Source organism: Streptomyces sp. NPDC059009 (assembly GCF_042740175.1).
Taxonomy (GTDB): domain Bacteria; phylum Actinomycetota; class Actinomycetes; order Streptomycetales; family Streptomycetaceae; genus Streptomyces.
This window is the reverse complement of record NZ_JBHYJB010000050.1, coordinates 1-16,526: the sequence shown is the minus strand read 5'-3', so window position 1 is coordinate 16,526 and position 16,526 is coordinate 1. Positions and strand designations below refer to the sequence as shown.

Annotated in this window: 20 protein-coding genes and 1 riboswitch; of the genes, 11 read left to right on the top strand and 9 right to left on the bottom strand. The window is 72.1% G+C overall.

Features of this window, described 5'->3' with window-relative positions:
* Positions 1 to 13: 13 nt before the first annotated feature.
* The 5 genes from ACFWYM_RS37615 to ACFWYM_RS37595 all read right to left on the bottom strand — a co-directional run bounded on the left by ACFWYM_RS37615 (position 14) and on the right by ACFWYM_RS37595 (position 4,042).
* Positions 14 to 688, bottom strand: a complete 675-nt coding sequence (locus ACFWYM_RS37615) for an urease accessory protein UreF (RefSeq protein WP_384847573.1) — start codon at positions 686 to 688, stop codon at positions 14 to 16.
* A gap of 26 nt (positions 689 to 714) precedes the next feature.
* Positions 715 to 2,436 (bottom strand): urease subunit alpha, encoded by a 1,722-nt coding sequence (locus ACFWYM_RS37610; protein WP_384847570.1) that lies wholly within the window; start codon positions 2,434 to 2,436, stop codon positions 715 to 717.
* The gene (locus tag ACFWYM_RS37605; protein WP_384847567.1) at positions 2,429 to 2,836 is read right to left on the bottom strand and encodes an urease subunit beta; all 408 of its coding nucleotides are present in this window, start codon (positions 2,834 to 2,836) and stop codon (positions 2,429 to 2,431) included. The genes ACFWYM_RS37610 and ACFWYM_RS37605 overlap by 8 nt, the downstream gene beginning before the upstream one ends.
* Before the next feature lie 14 nt (positions 2,837 to 2,850).
* Positions 2,851 to 3,153 carry an urease subunit gamma gene (locus ACFWYM_RS37600; protein WP_384847564.1) on the bottom strand — a complete coding sequence of 101 codons (303 nt, stop codon included), beginning with the start codon at positions 3,151 to 3,153 and terminating at the stop codon, positions 2,851 to 2,853.
* Between the two features lie 265 nt (positions 3,154 to 3,418).
* Positions 3,419 to 4,042, bottom strand: coding sequence for a TetR/AcrR family transcriptional regulator (locus ACFWYM_RS37595; protein ID WP_384847561.1), 624 nt, complete (start codon positions 4,040 to 4,042; stop codon positions 3,419 to 3,421).
* Between the two features lie 177 nt (positions 4,043 to 4,219).
* Here ACFWYM_RS37595 and ACFWYM_RS37590 point away from each other — a divergent pair, with 177 nt between their 5' ends.
* Positions 4,220 to 5,236 (top strand): ABC transporter permease, encoded by a 1,017-nt coding sequence (locus ACFWYM_RS37590; RefSeq protein ID WP_384847558.1) that lies wholly within the window; start codon positions 4,220 to 4,222, stop codon positions 5,234 to 5,236.
* Between the two features lie 122 nt (positions 5,237 to 5,358).
* Here the strand turns inward: ACFWYM_RS37590 and ACFWYM_RS37585 are convergent, their stop codons facing one another.
* Positions 5,359 to 5,646, bottom strand: coding sequence for a type II toxin-antitoxin system Phd/YefM family antitoxin (locus tag ACFWYM_RS37585; RefSeq protein WP_384847555.1), 288 nt, complete (start codon positions 5,644 to 5,646; stop codon positions 5,359 to 5,361).
* Between the two features lie 68 nt (positions 5,647 to 5,714).
* Between ACFWYM_RS37585 and ACFWYM_RS37580 the strand changes: the two genes are divergently transcribed.
* The 4 genes from ACFWYM_RS37580 (at position 5,715) to ACFWYM_RS37565 (ending at position 8,352) form a co-directional block, all read left to right on the top strand.
* On the top strand, positions 5,715 to 6,362 hold the full coding sequence (locus ACFWYM_RS37580; protein ID WP_384847552.1) for an ATP-dependent Clp protease proteolytic subunit: 648 nt from the start codon (positions 5,715 to 5,717) through the stop codon (positions 6,360 to 6,362).
* A 7-nt stretch (positions 6,363 to 6,369) separates the two neighbouring features.
* Complete coding sequence (locus tag ACFWYM_RS37575; RefSeq protein WP_384847550.1) at positions 6,370 to 6,675, top strand: hypothetical protein; 306 nt, start codon at positions 6,370 to 6,372, stop codon at positions 6,673 to 6,675.
* Between the two features lie 382 nt (positions 6,676 to 7,057).
* Positions 7,058 to 7,225: riboswitch (cyclic di-AMP (ydaO/yuaA leader) on the top strand.
* Positions 7,226 to 7,228: 3 nt separating this feature from the next.
* On the top strand, positions 7,229 to 7,699 hold the full coding sequence (locus tag ACFWYM_RS37570; RefSeq protein WP_384847547.1) for a C40 family peptidase: 471 nt from the start codon (positions 7,229 to 7,231) through the stop codon (positions 7,697 to 7,699).
* An 80-nt stretch (positions 7,700 to 7,779) separates the two neighbouring features.
* On the top strand, positions 7,780 to 8,352 hold the full coding sequence (locus ACFWYM_RS37565) for a DUF6328 family protein (RefSeq protein WP_384847544.1): 573 nt from the start codon (positions 7,780 to 7,782) through the stop codon (positions 8,350 to 8,352).
* Here ACFWYM_RS37565 and ACFWYM_RS37560 read toward each other — a convergent pair.
* Positions 8,291 to 8,926: a LysE family translocator gene (locus ACFWYM_RS37560; RefSeq protein WP_384847541.1), complete on the bottom strand. Its 636-nt coding sequence runs from the start codon at positions 8,924 to 8,926 to the stop codon at positions 8,291 to 8,293. The genes ACFWYM_RS37565 and ACFWYM_RS37560 overlap by 62 nt on opposite strands.
* A 101-nt stretch (positions 8,927 to 9,027) precedes the next feature.
* Here ACFWYM_RS37560 and ACFWYM_RS37555 point away from each other — a divergent pair, with 101 nt between their 5' ends.
* Entirely contained in the window at positions 9,028 to 9,933 is a 906-nt protein-coding gene (locus tag ACFWYM_RS37555; protein WP_384847538.1) for a LysR family transcriptional regulator, read from the top strand.
* Between the two features lie 46 nt (positions 9,934 to 9,979).
* Here ACFWYM_RS37555 and ACFWYM_RS37550 read toward each other — a convergent pair whose 3' ends face one another.
* A complete protein-coding gene (locus ACFWYM_RS37550) occupies positions 9,980 to 10,414 on the bottom strand; it encodes an ATP-binding protein (protein ID WP_384847535.1) in 435 nt (144 codons plus the stop codon).
* A gap of 293 nt (positions 10,415 to 10,707) precedes the next feature.
* On the opposite strand from ACFWYM_RS37550, the gene ACFWYM_RS37545 reads away from it, so the two are divergent.
* Both ACFWYM_RS37545 and ACFWYM_RS37540 read left to right on the top strand, forming a co-directional pair.
* On the top strand, positions 10,708 to 11,568 hold the full coding sequence (locus ACFWYM_RS37545; RefSeq protein ID WP_384847532.1) for a helix-turn-helix domain-containing protein: 861 nt from the start codon (positions 10,708 to 10,710) through the stop codon (positions 11,566 to 11,568).
* A gap of 9 nt (positions 11,569 to 11,577) precedes the next feature.
* On the top strand, positions 11,578 to 11,802 hold the full coding sequence (locus ACFWYM_RS37540) for a DUF397 domain-containing protein (protein ID WP_384847529.1): 225 nt from the start codon (positions 11,578 to 11,580) through the stop codon (positions 11,800 to 11,802).
* A gap of 51 nt (positions 11,803 to 11,853) precedes the next feature.
* Here the strand turns inward: ACFWYM_RS37540 and ACFWYM_RS37535 are convergent, their stop codons facing one another.
* Complete coding sequence (locus ACFWYM_RS37535) at positions 11,854 to 13,005, bottom strand: 8-amino-7-oxononanoate synthase (protein WP_384847739.1); 1,152 nt, start codon at positions 13,003 to 13,005, stop codon at positions 11,854 to 11,856.
* A 225-nt stretch (positions 13,006 to 13,230) separates the two neighbouring features.
* On the opposite strand from ACFWYM_RS37535, the gene bioB reads away from it, so the two are divergent.
* The 3 genes from bioB to bioD are packed head-to-tail and all read left to right on the top strand — an operon-like array spanning position 13,231 to position 16,430.
* A complete protein-coding gene (gene bioB, locus ACFWYM_RS37530) occupies positions 13,231 to 14,397 on the top strand; it encodes a biotin synthase BioB (protein ID WP_384847524.1) in 1,167 nt (388 codons plus the stop codon).
* Complete coding sequence (locus ACFWYM_RS37525; protein ID WP_384847521.1) at positions 14,390 to 15,709, top strand: adenosylmethionine--8-amino-7-oxononanoate transaminase; 1,320 nt, start codon at positions 14,390 to 14,392, stop codon at positions 15,707 to 15,709. Before bioB ends, ACFWYM_RS37525 begins: the two co-directional genes overlap by 8 nt.
* Position 15,710: 1 nt before the next feature.
* Complete coding sequence (bioD, locus tag ACFWYM_RS37520; protein ID WP_384847518.1) at positions 15,711 to 16,430, top strand: dethiobiotin synthase; 720 nt, start codon at positions 15,711 to 15,713, stop codon at positions 16,428 to 16,430.
* Positions 16,431 to 16,526 lie beyond the last annotated feature (96 nt).

The following is a 16,526-nucleotide window of genomic DNA, read 5'->3' as shown; positions in this document are numbered from 1 at the left end:
CCCCTTGAGGCCCCTACGACGCGAACAAGCGGACCGGCCAGCCCGCATGCGCCTCCGCCCCGATCTCCAGCAACGGCGCCGACCCGGCCGGGAGTTCGTCCGCGCCGAACGCCGCCGCGCGGCACCCCGCCTCCCCCGCCCGCGCCGCCACCGCGTCCACCTCCGGTGCCAGCCGCGCCAGCACCCCCGTCGCCTCGAACGGGTCCAGGCTCAGCAGCCGCACCGTCGCCGTCGCGGGGCCGCTGATGTTCTCGTACGCGGAGCAGTACGCGGCGTCCTCGGGGGTGAGGCCCGCCGCTCTCGCGGTGCGGCCGAGGACGATCGGTTGGTGGGTGCCCTTGGGGAACTGGCGGGCCAGGGCGTCGAGTTCGGGGGTCGGCCAGGTCGAGCGGGCGGCGCGCAGCAGCTGGCGGCCCAGGCGGCGTGCCGCAGTGCGCAGGGCCGGTGACGGGGTGCGGGCGTCGGCGGCCTCGTCGAGGTCCAAGGGGTCGGCGCCGCTCGCGGCGGCCGCGGCCAGTGCCGCGGACACCAGGCCCGTCGTGTGGAGCCGGCCCCGACAGAACTCCTCGAGGTCCGCCGCCCCGGTGATGCGGCCCGCCTTGACCGCGGCCTCCGCCCCGCCGGAGTGGGCGTGCCCACCGGCGGGGAAGCGGCCGTCGGCCAGGACCAGGAGTGCGGCTCTGGACATGGTTGATTCGCCGTCCCTACTGACCGTCAGAAGAGGAAGTAGCGTTGCGCCAACGGGAGTTCCGACGCCGGTGACGGCTCGACCAGCTCGCCGTCGATCGTGACCGCGAAGCTGTCGGGGGCCACCTCCACGCGCGGCAGTGCGTCGTTCTCGCGCATGTCCGACTTGGTGCGGCCGCGGGTCGAGCGGATGGGGAGCAACTCCCGCTCCAGGCCGAGGCGTTCGGGCAGGCCGTCGGCCAGTGCCGTCTCGGTCACGAAGGCGTACGAGTTCCGGGCCGGGGCCTTGCCGTGGCCGCCGAACATGGGGCGCGGGAGGATGGGCTGGGGGGTGGGGATGGACGCGTTGGCGTCGCCCATCTGCGCGTAGGCGATCTGGCCGCCCTTCAGGACCACTTGGGGTTTCACGCCGAAGAATTTCGGGTCCCACAGGACCAGGTCGGCCAGTTTGCCGTGTTCCACCGAGCCGATCTCGTGTTCCACGCCCTGGGCGATCGCCGCGTTGATCGTGTACTTGGCGACGTAGCGGCGGGCCCGGTGGTTGTCGGCGCGGGTGTCTCCGGGCAGGTGGCCGCGGCGGCGCTTCATGACGTGTGCGGTCTGCCAGGTGCGCATCACGACCTCGCCGATGCGGCCCATCGCCTGGGAGTCGGACGACATGATCGAGATGGCACCGAGGTCGTGGAGGATGTCCTCGGCCGCGATCGTGGTGGGGCGGATGCGGGACTCGGCGAAGGCCAGGTCCTCGGGCACCGCCGGGTTGAGGTGGTGACAGACCATCAGCATGTCGAGGTGCTCCTCGACGGTGTTGACGGTGTGCGGCCGCGTCGGGTTGGTGGACGCCGGGAGCATGTTCGGCAGGGACACCGCCGTGATCATGTCGGGGGCGTGGCCGCCGCCCGCGCCCTCCACGTGGAAGGCGTGCAGGGTGCGTCCGGCGACGGCGTCGAAGGTGTCCTGGACGAAGCCCGCCTCGTTCAACGTGTCGGTGTGGACGGCGAGTTGACCGCCGGACTCCTCGCAGATGTCCAGGCAGGCGGAGATGACGGCGGGGGTGGCGCCCCAGTCCTCGTGGATCTTGAAGCCGAGGACGCCGGCGCGCAGCTGGTCGCGCATGGAGTCCTTCGACATCGTGTTGCCCTTGCCGAGGAAGCCGATGTTGACGGGGCTGTTCTCCAGGGCCGCGAACATGCGGGCCAGGTGCCATGAACCGGGCGTGATCGTGGTCGCCTTGCTGCCCTCGGCCGGGCCGGTGCCGCCGCCGATGAGGGTGGTGACGCCGGAGGCGAGCGCCTCGTCGACGATGGTCGGCGAGATGAAGTGGATGTGGGTGTCGATGCCGCCCGCGGTCACGATCTTGCCGTTGCCCGCGATGACTTCGGTCTCCGGGCCGATGACCAGGTCCGGGTGGACGCCGTCCATCGTGTCGGGGTTGCCGGACTTGCCGATGCCGGTGATGCGGCCGTCGCGGATGCCGATGTCGGCCTTGACGATCCCCCAGTGGTCGACGATCACGGCGCCGGTGATGACCGTGTCGGGGGCGCCCTCGGCGCGGGTCGTGCGGGACTGGCCCATCGACTCGCGGATGACCTTGCCGCCGCCGAAGACGGACTCGTCGCCGGAGCGCCCGGGGCCGCCGGAGCGGTCCTCCTCGATCTCGATCAGCAGATCGGTGTCGGCGAGCCGGATCCGGTCGCCGGTGGTGGGGCCGAACAGATCGGCGTACGCGGCGCGGGACAGCTCAGGCATCGGAGGCTCCTCCGGTCTCGTGGAGGGCGGCTCCGGTCTGCTTGCGGGCCCCTGCGGTCCCGTCGAGGGCTCCGGCCGTCTCGCCGCGCAGACCCGGGACGATGCGCGCCCCGCCCAGCGGGACGAGTTCGACGTCGACGGGGATGCCGGGCTCGAAGCGCACGGCGGTGCCCGCGGCGATGTTGAGCCGCTTGCCGTGCGCGGCCCCGCGGTCGAAGTCGAGGCCCGGGTTGGCCTCGGCGAAGTGGTAGTGGGAGCCGACCTGGACGGGGCGGTCGGCGGCGTTGAGGACGGTGAGGCGGGTGACCTCGCGGCCCTCGTTGAAGGCGACGGGATCGTCGGCGAAGAGGATCTCACCGGGCACGAGGCCGTGCAGGGTGGCGGGCGTGACGGGATGCATGGCAGGAACTCCCGTCAGACGATGGGGTCGTGGACGGTGACGAGCTTGGTCCCGTCCGGGAAGGTGGCCTCGACCTGGACGTCGTGGATCATCTCGGGGATGCCCTCCATGACGTCGTCACGGGTGAGCAGCTTCCGTCCCGACGACATCAGTTCGGCCACCGTCCGGCCGTCTCGGGCGCCTTCGAGGATGTGGGAGGTGATCAGGGCGATGGCCTCGGGATGGTTGAGCAGCAGTCCCCGCGCCCTTCGTTTCTCGGCCACGTCGGCGGCCACATGGATGAGCAGCCTCTCCTGTTCGTGCGGGGTCAGTTGCACGTATCCCACCTCACAGCTCTCACTCCGAACCGTGCGGGGTCCGGTCGCCGCGCCACCGCGACAGGTATAGATGTAACACACAAGAATTGGGTGCGATCATGCGCACCCCGGCTACAAAAACCCCAGGTGGCGTGGGATGGGAGGGTAGTTGGAAGGAGTTTCAGGGAGGTTAACCATCCCTTGACCGGCCGATGACCAGCAGTAGGTCTCCGCCATACTCACCGCCGATCGTCACCGGCCCATGATCCTCGGCGGCTCGTGACCGTCAGCGGGGCTCCGTCATGCTCATCAACCCGCGCAGTCCGTCCTGCAGTGCCTCAACAGTGACTTCTTCGCCAAAAAGCGCCAATTGGGCGGCGAACCCCTGCGCCGTCGCGATCATGGTCCGCGCGACGTGCTCGGCCGGGATGTCGGCGCGCATCATGCCCGCCGCCTGGTAGCCCTCGACGATCTTGATCCAGGCCGTGGACACGCGCGCATACCCCTCGCGCAGGAGCGCCGAGAGCCCGTCGTTGCGCAGCGTCTCCGTCCACACCTGCACCATCAGCCGCGGCAGGAACGACGGTTCACCCGCCACGGAGTAGGCAGCGCCGCCGAGCACGTCCCGGAACCCCGCCCCCACCAGGACGTCGGGCGGCGGAGGCGGGGTCTGCCCGGCAGCCTCCTCGAAGATGCCCCGTATGACCTCGAGCACCTCGGCCACGACGGCTTCGATCAGCTCGTCCTTGCCCGCGAAGTAGCGGTAGACGGCGCCCGCCGAGAGCCCGACCTCCTTCAGGACGTCCTGCATCGACGTGGCATGGAAGCCGTTGTGGGCGAAGCAGCGGGCGGCGCCGTCCAGGATCTGGCGGCGGCGCGCGTCGAGGTGTTCCTGGGATACGCGGGCCATGCCGCCAACGTAAAACGAACATTCCTTCTTGACAAGCGGCGCCCACCGCCAGCACAGTGGGCCACCTAAAACGAACGATCCTTCTCTTTAAATTCCGGGGCCAACTCCCAGGATTCCCGAGCCTGTTGGGACCGGCCCTCCTCGCCCGCCGCCTCCTACTCCCTCCCGGAGACACCCATGTCCACGCCCCCCGCCGCCGCGCCCCCACCGGCCCGCCGCATCGTGGCGGTGGCCCTCCTCGCCCCGGTTCTGGCCGCCCTCGCCCTCTGGGCCTTCGCCTGGCCCGGCGCCCGGATCGCCCCGCGCGACCTGCCGCTCGGGCTCGCGGGACCCGCCGCCGCGACCGCCCCCGTGCAGCGCCAACTCCAGGCGCAGGACGGGGCGTTCGAGGTCCACCGGTACGCCGACGAGGCCGCGGCCCGCGCCGCCGTCGAGGACCGGACCGTGTACGGGGCGGTCGTCGTCACCGCCGAGGGGCCGAAGCTCCTCACCGCGTCCGCCGCGAGTCCCGTCGCCGCCCAGCTGCTCCAGCACGCGGTGGCCGGGCAGGCGCCGAAGGGGACCGAGGTACCCGTGACGGATGTGGTGCCCGCGCCGGCGGCCGACCCGCGCGGCTCCGTGCTCGGTGCGAGCGTGCTGCCGCTGGCGATCGCGGGGGTCGCGGCCGGGGTCCTGGTGACGCTGCTGAAGCTGCGCGGCCCGCGGGCCGCCCTCGCCCTCGTCCTGGCGGCCGCCGGAGTCGGCGCGGTCGGCGCGGCTCTCACGCACAGCTGGCTCGGCGTGCTGACCGGCAACTGGTGGGCGGAAGCAGGGGTGTTGGGCCTCTCCACGCTCGCGGTGGGTGCCGCCGTCGCCGGGTGCGCGGCGCTGCTCGGGCCGCGCGGGATCGGTGTCGGCGCCTTCCTGATGGTGCTGCTCGGCAACCCCTTCTCGGGGGCGACCTCCGCCCCCGAGCTGCTGCCTCAACCCGTGGGCTTCCTGGGCCAGTTGCTGCCTCCGGGCGCGGGCGGCTCGCTGCTGCGCTCGGTCTCCTACTTCGACGGCGCGCGGGCCATGACCCCGGCGCTCACCCTCGCGGTGTGGGCCGGGGTCGGCCTGCTGGCCGTGCTGTTGGGTGCGTTGCGCGGGCGGGGCGGTCCGGCGGGCGCGGAGTCCGCCGTCGCCGGGGCACGGGAGGCGGCTCCGGTCGGCTGATCGCCCGGCCCTTCGATGCGGCACCGGCTCCTCGATACGGCCGTGCGTCCCCGCTGTAGCGGACGGGGGCGTACGGCCCCTTTTCGTTCTCGCCTCTTCCGTCCCCGCCTCTTCCGTTCTCGCTAGGACGCGTTCGGCCCCCGGTGCTCGGCGGCGATGCCGAAGCGCTGTTGTTCGCGGCGGGCCGACGTCGAGGTGCCCACCGTCGACACGGAGCTGATCACCGGCTCCTCGGCCGGCTCCGCGGCCTCGCCGAGCTCTTCTAGTCGCCGCAGGTCGGCGGCTGAGACCAGGGCGACGAGCGGCTTGCCGTGCCGGGTGACGACGACCCGCTCCCCGCCGTAGACGACGCGGTTGATCAGGTCGGCGAACTCTGCTCGGGCTTGCGTCACCGGAATCTCGTAGGCCATACCCCCATCATAACGTCACGTACGTCCTGTACATTTTGTACAGACAGCCGCCGAGGAGACGAGGACTCATGACCGCCGCACACCGCCCCACCGCCCGCTACGTCCTGCCCGAGTTCACCGAGCGCACCAGCTCGGGCGTGCGCACGCAGGACCCGTACTCCAAGCTGCTCGAGGAGCGGATCGTCTTCCTCGGGACACCCGTCGACGACACCTCGGCCAACGACGTGATGGCGCAGTTCATGTACCTGGAGCACCAGACGCCGGACCGGGACATCTCGCTCTACATCAACTCCCCCGGCGGCTCGTTCAGCGCGATGACCGCGATCTACGACACGCTCCAGTACGTCTCCTGCGACGTGGAGACGGTCTGCCTGGGCCAGGCCGCCGGCACCGCCGCGGTCCTGCTGGCCGCGGGCACGCCGGGCAAGCGGTCCCTGCTGCCCGGCTCCCGGGTCCTGATCCACCAGCCCACGGTCACCGAGCCGATCCAGGGGCAGACCTCGGACCTGGTGATCCAGGCCGACGAACTGCTGCGCACCCGCGCCCTCTTGGAGGAGCTGCTCGTCCGGCACACCGGGCAGAGCCCCGAGCGGGTCGCCGCCGACATCGAGCGGGACAAGATCCTGGACGCGCACGAGGCCGTCGCGTACGGACTCGTGGACCGGGTCGTCCCGGGCCGCCGGGGTGCGCAGGGCGCCACGCCGGGCGCGAGGTGAGCCGCGCATGCTGCCCGAACTGCCGCCGCTGCCCGCGCTGACGCGCGCCGAGGGCGAGTTGATCGACCGCTACCTGGAGGCCGTGGACCTCCTCGGCCGCATCAACCCGGCCCGCTCCACCACCACGTACGGCGGACTGCGCGCCGCCCAGGCGCTGGTCGGCAAGGCGACCCAACTGCGGGACGCGCTGGCCCTGATGCACCAGCGCGGCGAGAGCGAGGTGCACGCCTCGACGCTCGCCCAGGCCCTGCGGGTGCTGGACGGCGAACGGCGGTCACAGCGCGTCACCGTGCCGCCACCGAACGGGGGTTGAGGGCCCGTCGACGGTCGGCGCGCGGCCCATTGAGCGCCGCGCGCCCCGCGCCGCGCCGTCCGGTCGCGGCGTGAAACGGACCAGACGTGGTCCCCTGATCAGCGTAGGCGGGCGTCGGCCCGGACGCGGTCCAGAGTTGCGCAAGGTTTGTACGCGCACACCGGAATACGTGATTCCGGTGCTGGTCGAGCGATGCTCCGCCGTCGCGCCGATTTCCCCCATTCACCGCTGTCCACCCGAACAGGTCAGTCGTGAGGAGCCTCACAAACTGCCGATTCGGCTCGGAATTCTCGGGGTTGACGGGTCAAGATCCCTTTCGACGACAAGCCCCCGCCACCGCGGCGGGGCGGTCCGGGCGGACGCCGAGTCCTGCCGCTGCCCGGATGACCGGTCGACGAAGAATGCATCGGCAGGAGTGGAGGACCCAGGCACGACGGGCCACCGGGCTTGATCCGGACGGCCCTTGGGGTGAAGCCGCACACCGCGGCCGGGCAACTTCGCCAGCCCGAATCCGACAGGTCATCCTTCACAGGCGGTTGACGAAGGGTTGCGCATGACTGCGCTGAATCGTGTTCCGTTGCTCACCAGGGCCGGCGCCGCGTCGGCACTGACGCTCGCGGCGGTGGGCGGGACCATCGTGGCTCCCGGCCTCGCAAGCGACGCACAAGCGGCCACGCACGCATCGAAAGCGCTCAAGGTAGCGGCCTCCAAGAAGGGCTCTCCGTACCGCTATGGGGCGGTCGGGCCGAACCGGTTCGACTGCTCGGGCCTGACGCTGTACTCGTTCAAGAAGGCCGGCAAGAAGCTGCCGCGCACCGCCGCGCAGCAGTACAACAAGACCCGCCACATCTCGAAGTCCCGGCGGGCCCCCGGCGACCTCGTGTTCTTCCACTCGGGCCGGAGCGTCTACCACGTCGGGATCTACGCCGGCGGCGGCAAGATCTGGCACTCGCCGAAGACGGGTGACGTGGTGCGCAAGCAGAAGATCTGGACCAAGAGCGTCTGGTACGGCAGGGTGCGCTGATCTCCCTGTTCTCCCCCCCGTCCGCGGAGCCCGTGTCCCCGTGGACGGTTGAGGCGGGCGGGCGCGGCTACTCGTGTGCCATGCCCGCCCGCCACCTCTGTACGGCCCGCGACGAGACGCCACTTCAGCGGGCCGACCGCAATTTCTCCGAGCTGCTCCAGGAGTTGAGGGTCACCCAGACCGGCGTCCAGATCCTCTTCGCGTTCCTGCTGTCGCTCGCGTTCACCCCGCGCTTCCCGTCGCTCGACACCGTGCAGCGCGGCACGTACGTCGTCACGCTGCTGCTCGCGGTGCTGGCCGCCGCCCTCTTCACGGCGCCCGCCGCCCTGCACCGCGCGCTGTTCCGCCAGGGTGCCAAGCCGCTGGTGGTACGGGTCTCCTCCCGGCTCGCCGGGGTCGGCATGGGCGTGCTCGTGCTCGCCCTCGGCGGGGCGGTGCTGCTCGTCGTCGACGTGACGGCGGGCCGGGCGGCCGGGGTGGGCGCGGGCGCCGGGACGCTCCTGATGTGCGGCGCGCTGTGGGGCGTGCTGCCGCGGCTGGTGCGGCGCGCGGGCCGCTCGTCGCGGCCGGTCCGCCGGGGATCGGTGCGCCTCAGCCGAGGAGCGGTTCGCACAGCAGGGCCAGACCGAGGGCGACGAGCGCGGTGCCGGTGAGGCCCTCGATGGCGCGGGCGGTGCGCGGCCGCCGCAGCCAGGCCCCGAGCCGGTCCACCAGGAGGGCCACCGCCTGGAACCACAGCACGGCGAGCGCCACCACGATCGCCGCGAGCAGCAGGGTGCGGGGCATCGCCGGGCTGCCGTCGGGCACGAACTGCGGCAGCACGCTGAGGAAGGTGAGCGACGCCTTCGGGTTCAGGGCGTTGGTGAGGAAGCCCTCGCGCAGCCCGCCCCGCACATCCGTCACCGCCACGGCGTCCGGAGCCTGTGCCCGCGCCGTCCCGCGCGTCCGCACCCACCCTTCGAGCGCCCGCACCCCCAGGTACAGCACATAGGCGCCGCCCACCAGTTGGAGCGCGCGGAACAGCGCCGGTACGGACGCGAGGACCGCCGCGACCCCCGCGACCGCGAGCGCCGTGTGCACGAGCAGCCCGGCCGCGATGCCGAGCGCGCAGACGGCGCCGGAGCGGCGGGAGACGAGGGCGTGCCGCACCACGACGGCGAAGTCGGCGCCGGGCATGGCGACGAGCGCGGCGGCGAGGCCGGTGAAGGCGAGCAGTTGTGCGTCCATGGGGCCCAGAGTGCCTGGACCGGGCCTTCAGCAGGTATGTGGAATATCCTGGGTCTGACTTAAGCAGTCGTTTAGGCTCAGCCCGGCCGAGGAAATTCCCCATGTACGACCCGACGCGCCTCGCCGCCCTCGTCGCCGTCTCCGAGGCCGGTTCGATCACCCGGGCCGCCGAGCGCCTCGGCTACACCGTGCCCGCGCTCTCCCAGCAGCTCGCCAAGCTCGAGCGGGAGGCGGGCGCCGCCCTGTTGGTGCGCCACCACCGCGGGGCGCGGCTGACGGGTGCGGGCGAGCTCCTTCTCGCGCGGGCCCGGCGGGTGCTCGACGAGATGGAGCGGGCGCGGCACGAGCTGGCGCAGGTGGCGGGGCTCTCCGGCGGGCGGCTCCGGCTCGGCACGTTCACGACCGCGGGCATCCATCTGCTGCCGCCCGCCCTGACCGCGTTCCGGCGCGCCCACCCGGACGTGGAGCTGACCGTCACGGGCTATGAACCGCCGCTCGGCATCGCGGCGGTGGCGGAGGGCGAGGTGGACCTCGCCCTCACCCACTACTACCAGCCCGCGGAGCCACCGCAGTTGCCCGCTTCGGTGGGCCAAGAGACCGTGCTGGTCGAGGAGTTGGTCCTGGTGACCGCGCCGGGGCAGGTGCTGTCGAGCGGGTCCGCGCGACTGCCGCTGGCCGAGCTCGCCGGGCAGCCCCTGATCAGCATGGCGCCCTCGCACCCGTACCGGACGGTGGTGGAGTCGGCCCTCGCCCGCGCGGGCGCCACACCCTCCGTCCTCGTCGAGACTCCCGGCTACGCGCTGGTGTGCGCCCTGGTGAGTGCGGGGCTCGGCGTCGCCGTCGTACCGGAGATGGTGGCGCGGACGGCGCCCGCGCCGGTCGGGGTGCGGGCCCTCGAGCCGGGCGATCTGCGGCGCACCATCTCGGTGGTGTACCGCGCCGACGAGCCGAGCCCCGCGGCGGACACCTTCCGGGCGCTGCTGCGGAGTGCGTTCGGGCGCCCCTGAAGGGGGGTGGAGGGACCGGTGAAGAGGGCGGTGGTCGACTGCGCGCTCAGCTCTGGACCGGGGCCGGGGTCCAAGGGAGGCTGATCCAGACCGTCTTGCCACCCTCGGAGGTGGGCTGGACGGTGAGCTTGCCGCCGCACTCGGCGGTGAGCCAGCGGATGATGACCATGCCGCGGCCGTTGTCCTGCTGGACGGCGGCGGGCAGCCGCTTGGGATAGCGGGGGTGGCTGTCGGTGACGCCGATGCGCAGGCGCTCGTCCCGGTCGAGCTCGAGGTCGACGGTGAAGGTGGGTGACTGGCCGAAGGTGTGCTGCACGGCGTTGGTCGCGAGTTCGGAGACGATGAGGCGGACCGTGTCCGCGGTCTCGCCGTCGCTCGGCAGTCCCCAGTCGGTCAGAACGTTTGCGACATGTTTGCGGGCCGCGGAGACCGAGGCAGGATCGCTCGGCAGAGTGACGGTTGCTTCTTGATGGTCTGCCATGGCGTCGCTGTCCCTTTCAAACCGGGCCCGGACGCCGACGCATGACGGATGGCTTCGAGGACGGCCCCGGACTGGTGCTTCGGCCAGCCTGCCACTCTCGTGCCGTTCACGCGTGGCGATCCACCGAGATGTGCATATATCTGTCGCTCAAAGCGGTGAACTCTGCTACGGCCGACCGTATTTGGGCACCAGACTGGCGCTTCCCCCACGGTCGCCGGGAACACTCGACCGTACCGCCGGTCCGGGCCGAAATGGAGCCATGATGAGCCGGATGGAGCCGGAAGGAGACGGCCATGCAGTACGGACCCGCGGTGCGCCGCCGCAAGCTCGGTGCCGAGCTGCGCGCACTGCGCCAGGAAGCGGGGCTCACCAGCGGCGAGGCCGCCACCCGCGTCGGCTGGCACCAGTCGAAGGTGAGCCGCATCGAGACCGGGCGCAGCGGCGTGAAGCCGGACGACATGCGCCTGCTCCTCGAGGCGTACGAGGTGAAGGACCCGAACCTGCGCGAGCTGCTCGTGGCGCTCGCGGGCACCGGTGACGAGGGCGGGCGCCACCACTGGTGGCACGCCTACCGGGGGCTGCTGCCACCCGCGTACCGGGACTTCATCAGCCTTGAGTCACAGGCCAGTTGGGTGCGGACGCTGGAGACCTCGGTGGTGCCGGGCCTGCTGCAGACCGAGGACTACGCCCGCGCGGTGACCCGTGCGGCGCTCGACGGGCTGCCGGACGCGCAGGTGGATGCGCTGGTGGAGGTGCGCATGGCGCGCCAGGACGTGCTGAGCGCGCCGGCGCCGCTGCGCCTGAGCGTGGTTCTGGACGAGGCGGTGCTGCGCCGCACGGTGGGCGGGGAGCGGGTGCGGAACGGGCAGTTGAGGCGGTTACTGGAAGCGGCCGAAATGCCGCATGTACGGATTCAGGTCCTTCCGTTCGCCGCCGGAGAGCACGGTGGGCTCATCGGGCCTTTCGTTATTTTCTCATTTCCGAACATTGCTGATCTGGATGTGGTTGTTCTCGACCATTTGACGAGTAGCCTCTATCTCGAGCGGAAAGAAGACCTCCAGGCATACACCGATGCCTTCAACTCGGTGACCGCTCAAGCACTTTCGCCCGAGGAATCAACGGATTTCATCGCCGGGATAGGCGACGGCGCGTAAGGAGGCACCATGACCGCACTGCCTCGGCACGTACGTTCCAGCACGGCGCTCCGGGGTGCGCTGTGGCGGCGCAGCAGCCACAGCAATGGCATGAACAACTGTGTCGAGACCACCCAGCTCACCACCGGTGCGCTGACGGGCCAGGTCGCCGTGCGCGACTCGAAGGACACGGCGGGGCCCGCCCTGCTGTTCACCTCCGCCGGCTGGGAGGAGTTCGTCAACTCCCTTGGGTAGGGGGGTGGTTGATCAGATACTTGTGGGACAGGTACCTGTTGAACAGGTACTTCAGGGTGCACTGCGGCTGATCACCCGTACGGCCTCGGCGATCTGAGTCTCGCCGAGGTCGGCGCGGGCGGTCAGCCGCAGTCGCGAGATCCCGTCCGGCACCGACGGGGGCCTGAAGCACCCCACGGCGAGCCCCTCGGCCCGGCACTGAGCCGCCCAGCGCACGGCCGCCTCCGGCGACGGCGCCCGTACGGAGACGACGGCGGCGTCCGGTCGCACCGCCGACAGCCCTTCAGCCGTGAGCCGTTGATGCAGCTCGGCGGCGACGGCGCGGGCCCGCGCGGCACGTTCGGGCTCCCGGCGCAGGAGGCGCAGCGCGGCGAGCGCGGCGCCCGCCGCCGCCGGGGCGAGACCCGTGTCGAAGATGAACGTGCGGGCCGCGTTGACCAGGTGGTCGATGACCTTCGCGGGGCCGAGGACCGCGCCGCCCTGGCTGCCGAAGGACTTCGACAGGGTGACGGTGGCGACCGTGTCGGCCGCCCCGGCGAGCCCCGCCGCCTGCACCGCGCCGCGCCCGCCCGCGCCGAGCACCCCGAGGCCATGCGCGTCGTCGACGATCAGTCCGGCGCCGAACTCCCGGCAGGCGGCGGCCAGTTGAGCGAGCGGTGCCGCGTCGCCGTCCACGGAGAACACCGAGTCGGAGACGACGACGGCCGGGCCCGCGTGGGTGCCGAGCGCCTTGCGGGCCGCGTCCGGGTCCGCGTGCGGCACGACCTGGGTGGCGCCCCGGGCGAGCCGGCAGCCGTCGATGAGCGAGGCGTGGTTGTCCGCGTCCGACACGATCAGGGAGCCGTGCGGGGCGAGCGCCGTGACGGCAGCGAGGTTCGCCGCGTACCCGGAGGAGAGCACCAGGGCCGACTCGAAGCCGCAGAACTCGGCGAGTTCCCGCTCCAGTTGGGCATGCAGCTCGGTCGAGCCCGTCACCAGGCGGGAACCGGTCGCGCCGCCGCCCCAGCGCCGGGCCGCCGCGGCCGCGCCCTCGGTCACCTCGGGGTGGCGGGCCAGGCCCAGGTAGTCGTTGCTCGCGAGGTCGAGGAGCGGCGACCGGGCGGGGCGCGGGCGCAGGGTGCGGACCAGTCCGGCCTGTTCGCGCCGGCGGGCCTGGGTGTCGATCCAGTCGAAGGGTGCGTGCGAGGGGGCCTGCACGTTCATCGGTCTCGTCACCGGTGCCTCCGGGTCGTCGCCCGCCGGGCCGGGGCGGAGCCGTGTGTACACGGGCGCCGTGCATGTTTACAGGCAACCGTGTTTGTAGACAGTGCACAGACCATAGCCGCGATTTCCCCTGGCCAGGGTGTGGCAAGAGCCACACGCCAGAGCGCTGCTCTTGTGTGAAGTCTCCATGGCCAAGGGGCCCGCGGGTGCGTAAGGATCAGCGCCATGGATCTCCTGAACACACTGGTGGACAAGGGTCTGCGGCGCGAACTGCCGACCCGCGACGAGGCGCTGGCCGTACTGGCCACCTCCGACGACGATCTGCTCGACGTGGTCACCGCCGCGGGCAAGGTGCGGCGGCACTGGTTCGGGCGGCGGGTGAAACTCAACTACCTCGTCAACCTCAAGTCCGGCCTGTGCCCGGAGGACTGCTCGTACTGCTCGCAGCGGCTCGGGTCCAAGGCCGAGATCCTCAAGTACACCTGGCTGAAGCCCGACGAGGCGTCCGAGGCCGCGGCCGCCGGGCTCGCGGGCGGCGCCAAGCGGGTCTGTCTGGTGGCGAGCGGGCGCGGCCCCACGGACCGGGACGTGGACCGGGTCTCCGAGACCATCAAGGCGATCAAGGACCAGAACGAGGGCGTGGAGGTCTGCGCCTGCCTCGGCCTGCTCTCCGACGGCCAGGCCGAGCGGCTGCGCGGCGCGGGCGCGGACGCCTACAACCACAACCTCAACACGTCCGAGGCCACGTACGGCCAGATCACCAAGACGCACACGTACGCGGACCGGGTCGACACCGTGCAGAAGGCACACGCGGCCGGGCTCTCCGCCTGCTCGGGCCTGATCGCGGGCATGGGCGAGAGCGACGAGGACCTGGTCGACGTCGTCTACTCGCTCCGCGAACTCGACCCGGACTCGGTGCCGGTCAACTTCCTGATCCCCTTCGAGGGCACGCCGCTCGCCAAGGAGTGGAACCTCACCCCGCAGCGCTGTCTGCGGATCCTCGCGATGGTCCGCTTCGTCTGCCCGGACGTCGAGGTGCGCATCGCGGGCGGCCGCGAGGTGCATCTGCGCACGATGCAGCCGCTGGCCCTGCACCTCGCCAACTCGATCTTCCTGGGCGACTACCTGACCAGCGAGGGCCAGGCGGGCAAGGCGGACCTGGAGATGATCGCGGACGCCGGGTTCGAGGTCGAGGGCGCGGATCAGGTGACGCTGCCGAAGCACCGTGCGGATGCGGCCGGGGCGGGGTGTGGTTCGCACGACGGCGGGGGGTGCGGCCCCTGCGGCTCGTCGGCGGAGGCCACCGATCCGGCCGAGGTGCCCGAGGCGCGCACGGACCTGGTGGCGGTGCGGCGGCGCGGTGCGGGGACGGATCTGGCTCCCAATGCCTGATCTGATTCCTGGCTCCGTCACCGAGATCCTTGACCTTGACCGCCGTCATGTGTGGCATCCGTACGGGCCCATGCCCGGGCGGCAGGATCCGCTGGTCGTCGAGGCGGCGAGCGGGGTGCGGCTGCGGGTCGCGGACGGCAGCGGCGGCACGTACGAGCTGATCGACGGCATGTCGTCCTGGTGGTCGGCGATCCACGGCTACAACCACCCGGTGCTCAACGAGGCGGCGCGCGGCCAGCTGGACCGGATGAGCCACGTCATGTTCGGCGGGCTCACCCATGAGCCCGCCGTCCGGCTGGCGAAGCGCCTTGTCGACATGTCCCCGGACGGACTTGAGCATGTGTTCCTCGCGGACTCCGGCTCGGTCTCCGTCGAGGTCGCCGTCAAGATGTGCCTGCAGCACTGGCGTTCCCTCGGCCGCCCGGCGAAGCGGCGCCTGCTCACCTGGCGGGGCGGCTACCACGGCGACACCTGGCAGCCGATGGCCGTGTGCGACCCCGACGGCGGGATGCACGAGCTGTGGCAGGGCGTGCTGCCGCGGCAGATCTTCGCCGACGCCCCGCCGGCCGGCTTCGACGCCGACTTCGACGCGGCGTACGCGGACCATCTGCGTGAGCTGATCGCCCGGCACGCCGAGGAGCTGGCCGCCGTGATCGTCGAGCCGGTGGTGCAGGGCGCGGGCGGGATGCGATTCCACTCCCCCGCGTATCTGCGGGTGCTGCGGGAAGCGTGCGACGCCCATGACGTGCTGCTCGTCTTCGACGAGATCGCGACGGGCTTCGGCCGCACCGGGGCGCTGTTCGCCGCCGAGCACGCGGCGGTCACGCCCGATGTGATGTGCGTGGGCAAGGCGCTGACCGGCGGATATCTCACCCTGGCGGCGACGCTGTGCACGGCGCGGGTCGCGGACGGCATCTCGCGGGGCGAGGTGCCCGTCCTCGCCCACGGGCCCACCTTCATGGGCAACCCCCTCGCCACCGCCGTCGCGGGCGCCTCTCTTGATCTGCTGCTCGGGCAGGACTGGCAGGCCGAGGTCAAGCGCATCGAGACGGGGCTGGGCGAAACCCTCGCCGAGGCCGCCGAGTTGCCGCGCGTCCGTGACGTACGGGTGCTCGGGGCCATCGGCGTGGTCCAGCTCCACCAGCCCCTGGACGCGGCGGCGATGGCCGCGGCGACCCGGACGGCGGTGCGCGAGGGCGTGTGGCTGCGGCCGTTCCGGGACCTGATCTACACGATGCCGCCGTTCGTCACCTCCGACGACGACGTGGCGCGGATCGGGCGCGCGGTGTGCGCCGTGGCGCGGGAGGCGTGACATGGCGATCGTGATCGTGTCCGGGACGGGCACCGAGGTGGGCAAGACGGTGACCACTGCGGCGGTGGCCGCGGTGGCGCTCGGCGCGGGGCGCAGTGTGGCGGTGCTGAAGCCCGCGCAGACCGGTGTCGCGCCGGGTGAGCCGGGCGACACCGCCGAGGTCGTACGGCTGGTGGGTGGTGGCCTCACGACGGCGGAACTCGCCCGGTTCCCGGAGCCGTTGGCCCCTGAGCGGGCGGCCGCGCGGGCCGGGGCGGCTTGTGTACGGCCGCCGCAGATCGCCGAGGCCGCGGAGAAGCTGGCCGCGGAGCACGACCTGGTCCTGGTCGAGGGCGCGGGTGGGCTCCTGGTCCGCTTCGACGAGTGCGGCTCGACGCTGGCCGACGTCGCTTCTCTTCTCGGTGCCCCGGTCCTGGTGGTGGCCTCGGCGGGGCTCGGCACGCTGAACACGACGGCTCTCACCGGGGAGGCCCTGCGTAGCCGTGGTCTGCGCCAGCTGGGCGTGGTCGTGGGCAGCTGGCCCGCGGAGCCGGACCTGGCGTCCCGCTGCAACGTGGCTGACCTGCCGGTGGCCGCGGGGGCGCCGCTCCTGGGTGCCGTGCCTGAGGGTGCGGGGGCGCTGGGTGCCGCCGACTTCCGTGCGCGGGCCGGGAGTTGGGTGGGGGCGGAGTTGGGTGGGGTGTGGCGGGCCGAGGTGCTGCTGGGGCCCGACGGGCGCTAGTGGGGCGGGGCGGGGCGGGGCCGGTGGTGGGGGCGGGGTGGGGACGCGGCGGTATGTCCGTCCTCGAAAAGCCGGGGGCGCCGGACGAGTTCACGA